The organism is Lutibacter sp., from assembly GCF_030692605.1.
In the GTDB taxonomy this organism is placed as follows: domain Bacteria; phylum Bacteroidota; class Bacteroidia; order Flavobacteriales; family Flavobacteriaceae; genus Lutibacter.
This window is the reverse complement of record NZ_JAUYUD010000121.1, coordinates 1-7286: the sequence shown is the minus strand read 5'-3', so window position 1 is coordinate 7286 and position 7286 is coordinate 1. Positions and strand designations below refer to the sequence as shown.

Annotated in this window: 7 protein-coding genes; all 7 read left to right on the top strand. The window is 29.4% G+C overall.

Features of this window, described 5'->3' with window-relative positions:
* Nucleotides 1–184: 184 nt before the first annotated feature.
* From Q8S45_RS13285 to Q8S45_RS13255, 7 genes are read left to right on the top strand one after another with little or no spacing between them, the layout of a single operon-like run.
* Nucleotides 185–2926, top strand: coding sequence for a PD-(D/E)XK nuclease family protein (locus Q8S45_RS13285; RefSeq protein ID WP_305605850.1), 2742 nt, complete (start codon nt 185–187; stop codon nt 2924–2926).
* A 9-nt stretch (nt 2927–2935) separates the two neighbouring features.
* Nucleotides 2936–3781: a S9 family peptidase gene (locus Q8S45_RS13280; RefSeq protein ID WP_305605848.1), complete on the top strand. Its 846-nt coding sequence runs from the start codon at nt 2936–2938 to the stop codon at nt 3779–3781.
* 7 nt (nt 3782–3788) lie between these two features.
* Nucleotides 3789–4295, top strand: coding sequence for a GNAT family N-acetyltransferase (locus Q8S45_RS13275; protein WP_305605846.1), 507 nt, complete (start codon nt 3789–3791; stop codon nt 4293–4295).
* Nucleotides 4288–5622: an MATE family efflux transporter gene (locus Q8S45_RS13270; RefSeq protein ID WP_305605844.1), complete on the top strand. Its 1335-nt coding sequence runs from the start codon at nt 4288–4290 to the stop codon at nt 5620–5622. Before Q8S45_RS13275 ends, Q8S45_RS13270 begins: the two co-directional genes overlap by 8 nt.
* An 11-nt stretch (nt 5623–5633) precedes the next feature.
* Complete coding sequence (locus tag Q8S45_RS13265) at nt 5634–6389, top strand: enoyl-CoA hydratase/isomerase family protein (protein WP_305605842.1); 756 nt, start codon at nt 5634–5636, stop codon at nt 6387–6389.
* A gap of 2 nt (nt 6390–6391) precedes the next feature.
* A complete protein-coding gene (locus tag Q8S45_RS13260) occupies nt 6392–6565 on the top strand; it encodes a hypothetical protein (protein ID WP_305605840.1) in 174 nt (57 codons plus the stop codon).
* A gap of 4 nt (nt 6566–6569) precedes the next feature.
* Nucleotides 6570–7028: a 6-carboxytetrahydropterin synthase gene (locus Q8S45_RS13255; RefSeq protein ID WP_305605837.1), complete on the top strand. Its 459-nt coding sequence runs from the start codon at nt 6570–6572 to the stop codon at nt 7026–7028.
* Nucleotides 7029–7286: the final 258 nt, after the last annotated feature.

Here is a 7286-nt window from a genome sequence, read left to right as displayed (position 1 = left end):
AATGGCATTAGGACACAATTTAAGAAAGAAAATTGCTTCTTAAGGACAATTTTTGCCTTATTCATAAAAATAAAAAATATCCGAAATTGAATAGAAATAAAAAAACCGTCTCAAAATTTAATATTGAGACGGCTTCTTTTTATTGTAATAAGTTTTCTATTTTTATGCTGTTAAACAAAATACTATGCAATCCTTTATTTCTAAAGTAGTTGATGATGTTATTGAAAAACACAATTCACTTTCAAATATAATATTTGTATTGCCAAGTCAACGGGCTTGTGTGTTTTTTAAAGAAGCTATTTTAGCATCTCAAAAGGAGGCGTTTTTTATGCCTAAAATTGAAAATATTGAAAATTTTATTCAGGAGTTAGCAGATATCAATTTAATAGATAGTACCCAATTGTTATTTGAATTCTACAGCGTTTATAAACAACATTCTTTAAATGAAAATAAAGATTCATTTGATTCTTTTTATCAATGGGCTCCAAAAGCCTTAGCCGATTTTAATGAAATTGATAGCCATTTAATATCATCACATCATATTTTTTCAAACTTAAGTGATGTAAAAAAATTGGATAATTGGTTTCAACAGAGTAACCCGAGTAAATTAGCCAGTAATTATTTGAAATTTTTCAATGAACTGCAAACATTGTATGAAGCGTTGTATGATAAACTTAGAAATAATAAAGTTGGATATCAAGGACTTATTTATAGAGAAGCCACTGAAAATTTGGAATTTTATATTAATTCCAATTTAAATAAACATATTGTATTTATTGGATTTAACGCATTAAATAGAGCAGAAGAATTTATTTTTCAAGAATTTTTGAATCGTGAAATGTCAACTATATATTGGGATGCCGATGAGAGTTTTTTTAACCCATTTAACGAAGCTGGTTTTTTTCTAAACAAATATAAATCTGAATGGAATTACTATAAAGAAAATCCATTCTTGTGGATTGATTTGGCTGATTTTAATACAAAAAAAATAAAAATTATTGGAGCTCCTAAAAGCACAACACAAATAAAATATATTGGCGAACTGCTAGAATCTCAGGAAAAATTAAGTAGCACATGTTATGTTTTGGCAGATGAAAATTTGCTGCCATTGGCCATAAATTCTTTGCCAAAAAATGTAGAAAATATAAATATTACAATGGGATATCCTCTAAAAAATATTCCAATTTCAAATTTCATTCAAAGTGTATTTAAATTACATTTAAATCAACAAAAATTCAATAAAAAGGAGTTAGGTCAGTTTTATTATAAAGATGTTTTAAAAGTATTTAATAATGCTTATTTAAATAAGCGTAATGGAATGTTGTTTCAAAAAATTAGCGTTGAAATAAAGAAGGGAAATTATATTTTCTTGAGTTTTAAGGATATCGAGGAATTAGTTTTTTTAGAAGAACAAAATGAATTAAATTTTATTAGACCATTATTTCATTTTTCAGAAAGCATTCAATCCATTATTAATTGTTTTATTGATATTCTTCAATCATTGAAGGATGTTGTTGAGGGTATTGAAAAAGAATACATATATAGATTTTATATGCTTTTTAAGCAATTAGAAACCTTAAATAGTACATACCATCATTTATCAGATTTAAAAACATTTTTCTTGGTTTTTCAAAGTATTTTAAGAACCGAAAGTTTGTCTTTTCAAGGAGAGCCGTTGCAGGGCTTACAATTAATGGGAATGTTAGAAACAAGAGCATTAGATTTTGAAACGGTTATAATTTCTTCAGTTAATGAAGGGGTACTTCCAAATAGTAAAAACAACAGTTCTTTTATACCTTTTGATATAAAAAAACACTTTAACATGCCAACCTATCAAGAAAAAGATGCTATATTTTCGTATCACTTTCAAAGGTTATTATTAAGAGCTAAAAACATTTATTTGATTTATAGTACCGAAACCGACAATTATGGCTCTGGTGAGAAAAGCAGATTTCTAACGCAACTTTTAGTTAGATTTCCATTAATCGAGAAGTTAATTGTAGGGTCAATAGTTACCCCAAACGAGTCTCAATTAATGGAGATTTCTAAAACGGATGATATTATTTTAAAATTAAAAGAATTAGTTATTAAAGGATTATCTCCCTCTAAAATTGCTACTTATATTTATAACCCCATACGTTTTTATGAACAGCACATTCTTGAGATAAAAGAGGAGGATGAAGTTGAAGAAACTATAGCAGCAAATACAATGGGAACAATTATTCACGAAGTTCTTGAAACATTGTATAAACCACATATAAACAAGTTTGTAAGTATTGAAAAGATTGAAGACATGCAACTTCAAATAGATGCTTTATTGAAAATTAATTTTAAACAATATTATAAAAAAGGGGCGTATAATTCGGGTAAAAACAAACTTATTTTTGAAGTATGTAAAAATCATATTAGTAGATTTTTAATAATGGAAAAGCAACTTTTAAAACAAGGGAAACAGTTAAAAATAATAGCGTTAGAAGCACCACTTTCTGTAGATATTTCAATAAAAGGAATAGCTGATCCTATAAAATTTAAAGGAATTGTAGACAGAATAGATGAGTTAGATGGTGTTACCAGAATTATTGATTATAAAACGGGAAAGGTAATTGACCGAGATTTAAAAATGGCCGATTTTAGTGTTATGGGTACAGATTATAAATATACAAAAGCACTTCAAGTGATGTTGTATGCCTACATGTACGCATCACAAAAGAATGGAAATATTTCAGATTTTGAAGCTGGAGTTATTTCTTTTAAGAATTTGAATAATGGTTTTTTAAAAATGAATTTTTCAGAGAAGAATGGTGTAAAAGACCATGTTATTTCTGAAGAAAAACTAACTGAATTTATCGATTCATTATCTGTAATTATTGAAGAAATATTAAACCCAACTATTCCATTTAAAGAAAAGGAAAATCTTCCATTTTAAAGAGTATATATGATAATTAATAGAAACGAAATAATTAAAAGCACATTCCACCAAAAGCCAATCGTAACAGATTATTACTATAACCTTACCCATTCTAAAAAGCCAGTTATAATTTTTTGTCACGGTTATAAGGGCTATAAAGATTGGGGCGCTTGGGATTTTGCAGCTCAAGAATTTGCTAACAATAATTTCTTTTTTGTAAAGTTTAATTTTTCCCATAATGGAGGAACCGTACAAAACCCAATTGATTTTCCAGATTTAGAATCTTTTGGAAATAATAATTTCATAAAAGAATTAAACGATTTAGAAGATGTTATTAATGCAGTAATTGGGAATTTAAATTTTAAAAATGAAGCTGATATAAATAATATTATTCTAATTGGTCATTCAAGAGGTGGTGGAATTGTTACAATTAAGGCTTCAGAAAACAAGAATATTTCAAAAGTTGTAACGTGGTCTGGTGTTTCAAATTTTGGGACTCGTTTTCCACAAGGTGCACAATTACAAGAATGGGAACAACAAGGCGTTTCGTATATTTTAAACGCTAGAACAAAACAAAAAATGCCTCTTTTTTATCAATTTTATCAAAACTATAAAGAGAACGAAGAACGCTTAACAATTAAAACCACCGTTCAAAAATTAAAGATTCCGCATTTAATTGTTCATGGAACAAATGATGAGGTGGTTTTACCAAACGAAGCTATAAATTTACATAAATGGAATCCAAAAAGCACGTTGATACTTGTTGAAGGAATGAATCACCCGTTAGGATGTACTCAACCTTGGCTTGAAGAAAAAATGCCTATTCATTTAGAAAAAGCAATAAAATTAACCATAGATTTTTTAAACAAATAGATAGAGAATGATTCAAAAAGCAGAAATGAAAGATTTAGAATTAATTTATCTACTTACCAAAAAGTGTGCATCAGATTTAATTAAAAAAGATATTTATCAATGGAATGATTATTATCCGTCCTTAAAAGTTTTACAAAAAGATATTGAGTTACAACAGCTTTGGAAACTTAGTTTTGAAGGAAATTTGGTTGGAATAATTGTTATAACCGAAATAATTGATATAGAATATGATACTGTGAAATGGTTAACAGACAATAATGCTAATCTATATATTCATAGGTTAGCAGTTGACCCAGATTACCAAGGGAAAGGTTTTGCTCAAAATCTTATGAATTTTTCTGAAAGTTACGCTATAGAAAACAACTACAAGTCGGTTAGATTAGATACATTTAGTCAGAATAAAAGAAATGTACAATTTTATAAAAAGAGAGGTTATCACCAATTGGAAGATATTTTTTTCCTTAATCAAAGTGAATTTCCATTTCATTGTTTTGAATTGGTTTTAAATGCATAAAAAATCAAAAATATCTTTTAAGGCAATTAATAAATTGGCAATTCCAGCTATGATTTCGGGTATTGCAGAACCATTAATTTCAATAACAGATACTGCAATAGTTGGCAATATACTAAATCATCCAACCGAAGCACTTGCGGCAGTTGGGATAGCGGGCTCGTTTATTTCGGCATTGGTTTGGATTTTAGCGCAAACTCGTTCTGCCATATCAGCTACAATTAGCAAATATTTGGGGGCAAAAAAGTTAGATCAAATAGGATCGCTACCTGCTCAAATAATTGGTTTTAATGTTATTTTAAGTGTTGCTATTTATTTTGTAACCTTATTTTTTGCTAAACAAATATTTCAACTTTATAATGCAGATGGATTGATACTTTCCTATGCTATAGATTATTTTGAAATTAGAGCTATTGGATTTCCATTAACATTGTTTGTGTTTTCTGTTTTTGGAGTATTTGGAGGGCTTCAAAATACGTTTTGGCCCATGGTAATTAGCAGTATTGGAGCATTGTTAAATGTTGTTTTAGACATTATTTTAGTTTTTGGAATTGATGGTTTTTTAGAACCAATGAATATAGTTGGTGCCGCTTGGGCTAGTGTTATTTCGCAAGTTGTAATGGCGGTATTGGCGCTAATTTTATTATTAAAAAAAACACCATTTAGTTTAAAAATAACCTTACCTCTTAATAGTGAAATTATGCCCTTATTGGGGTTAAGTTTAAATCTTGCGATAAGAGCTGTAGCCTTAAATGTTGCTTTATATTTAGCAAATGCGTATGCAACAAAATACGGAAATAATTATATAGCTGCTCAAACCATTGCGTTTCAAATTTGGTTATTTTTCGCTTTTTTTATAGATGGGTATTCTAATGTAGGAAATATAGTTTCGGGCAAACTATTAGGAGAAAGAAAATTCAAAAAATTATGGAAACTTAGCATTAAAGTAAGTAAATATGGGGTTATGGTGGCTATTCTTTTAGCTTCCTTCTGTGGACTTTTTTATTATAAAATAGGAATGCTTTTTTCAAAAGACCCTATGGTATTGAGTGCCTTTTATGGTATTTTTTGGTTGGTATTAATTATGCAACCTATAAATGCGGTAGCTTTTGTTTTCGATGGAATTTTTAAAGGTTTATCTGAAGCTGCAACACTGAGAAATTTATTACTTTTTGCAACATTTTTAGGATTTATACCTGTTCTGCTAATAGGAGATTATTTCAATTTAAAATTACATGCAGTTTGGATAGCCTTTGCTGTGTGGATGTTTTTGAGAGCAAGTATTTTAGTAGTGAAATTTAGGAAAAAATATTTGCATAAAATCGCTTAACTTTGAAGATTATGAGTAACGGAAGTTTATATACCAATATTGAAGGGAAAATTGCTACAGTTGAGTTTTACCACCCGGCAAGCAATTCATTTCCGAGCAATTTATTAGTGCGTTTAACTGATGCGATTAATGAGTTAAGTGCCAATGATGAGGTACATGTAATTATTTTAAAAAGTGAAAAGGAAAACTCCTTTTGTGCAGGAGCTTCATTCGATGAATTGATGGCAATTGAAACCTTTGAGGAAGGAAAAATTTTCTTTTCAGGATTTGCAAATGTTATAAATGCTATGAGAACTTGTTCAAAAATAATAATTGGACGAGTACAAGGTAAAGCAGTTGGCGGAGGTGTTGGTTTAGCTGCAGCATGTGATTATTGTTTTGCAACTGAAAAAGCATCTATAAAACTTTCAGAATTTACAATTGGAATTGGACCTTTTGTGATTGCTCCAGCTGTAGAGCGTAAAATTGGGGTAGCTGCATTAACCGAGTTAACCATTGATGCGTCAAGTTGGCAAACAGCTTATTGGGCGAAGGGAAAAGGCTTGTATGCAAAAGTTTTTGAATCAATAACAGAAATGGATTTAGAAGTCGATATTTTAGCTTCAAAACTAATCTCTTACAATCAAGAAGCATTAATAGAAATGAAAAAGGTACTTTGGAAAGGTACAGATAATTGGGAAAAATTATTAATTGAAAGAGCCGAAATAAGCGGGAAATTAGTGCTATCAGATTTTACAAAAAAGGCATTACAAACATTTAAAAAATAGATATGTTAGTAAATATGCTTTCGCTTATTCAAAAAGTGGATATTGAGCAAAAAATGAAAAGCGCACCAGATAATGGCTATGAAATTGGAGTGGTAATAGGCACTTATTTACCGTTTGTTGTGTTGGTGTTAATTGCTTACTTTGTATACTGGAAAGCTAAAAATAGGAAAGATTAAGAAAATGAATACAATTAGAATAACCAAACAATTCAATTTTGAAACGGGTCATGCATTGTATGGTTACGACGGAAAGTGTAAAAATGTTCATGGGCACAGTTATAAACTTTCTGTAACCGTAATTGGAAAGCCAAATAATGATATTGCAAATGTTAAATATGGAATGGTTATAGATTTCAGTGATTTAAAAACGATTGTAAAATCTGAAATCGTTGATGTTTTTGACCATGCAACTGTTTTTAATAAAAACACTCCTCATATTGAATTAGCAAATGAACTAAAAAAAAGAGGACACAATGTGATTTTAGTTGATTACCAGCCTACAAGTGAAATGATGTTGCTTGATTTTGCGAATAAAATAAAAAGAAGGTTGCCAGAAACTATTAAACTTCATTCTTTAAAACTACAAGAAACAGGTACTTCACACGCAGAATGGTTCGCAAGTGATCAAAGTAAATTATAAAAGCAAAAGGGATTTCGCTATTCTAAACTTGTTTTAGAATCTTATAGTGCAACATACTTTTTGATGAGAACCTGAAACAAGTTCTGGTTAGCGAAGTTTTACTTACCGTTAAAGGTATGCTGCATTCAAGGTTCTAACGCAACAAAAGGTTGCATTTTTTAGTGAGTCTAAGCTACAAATTTTAGTTCAGATTCCATTATTTCTTTAGGCGTTTTATAGCCAATAATTTTTCGAGGTCTGTTATTGAGTTTATTTTGT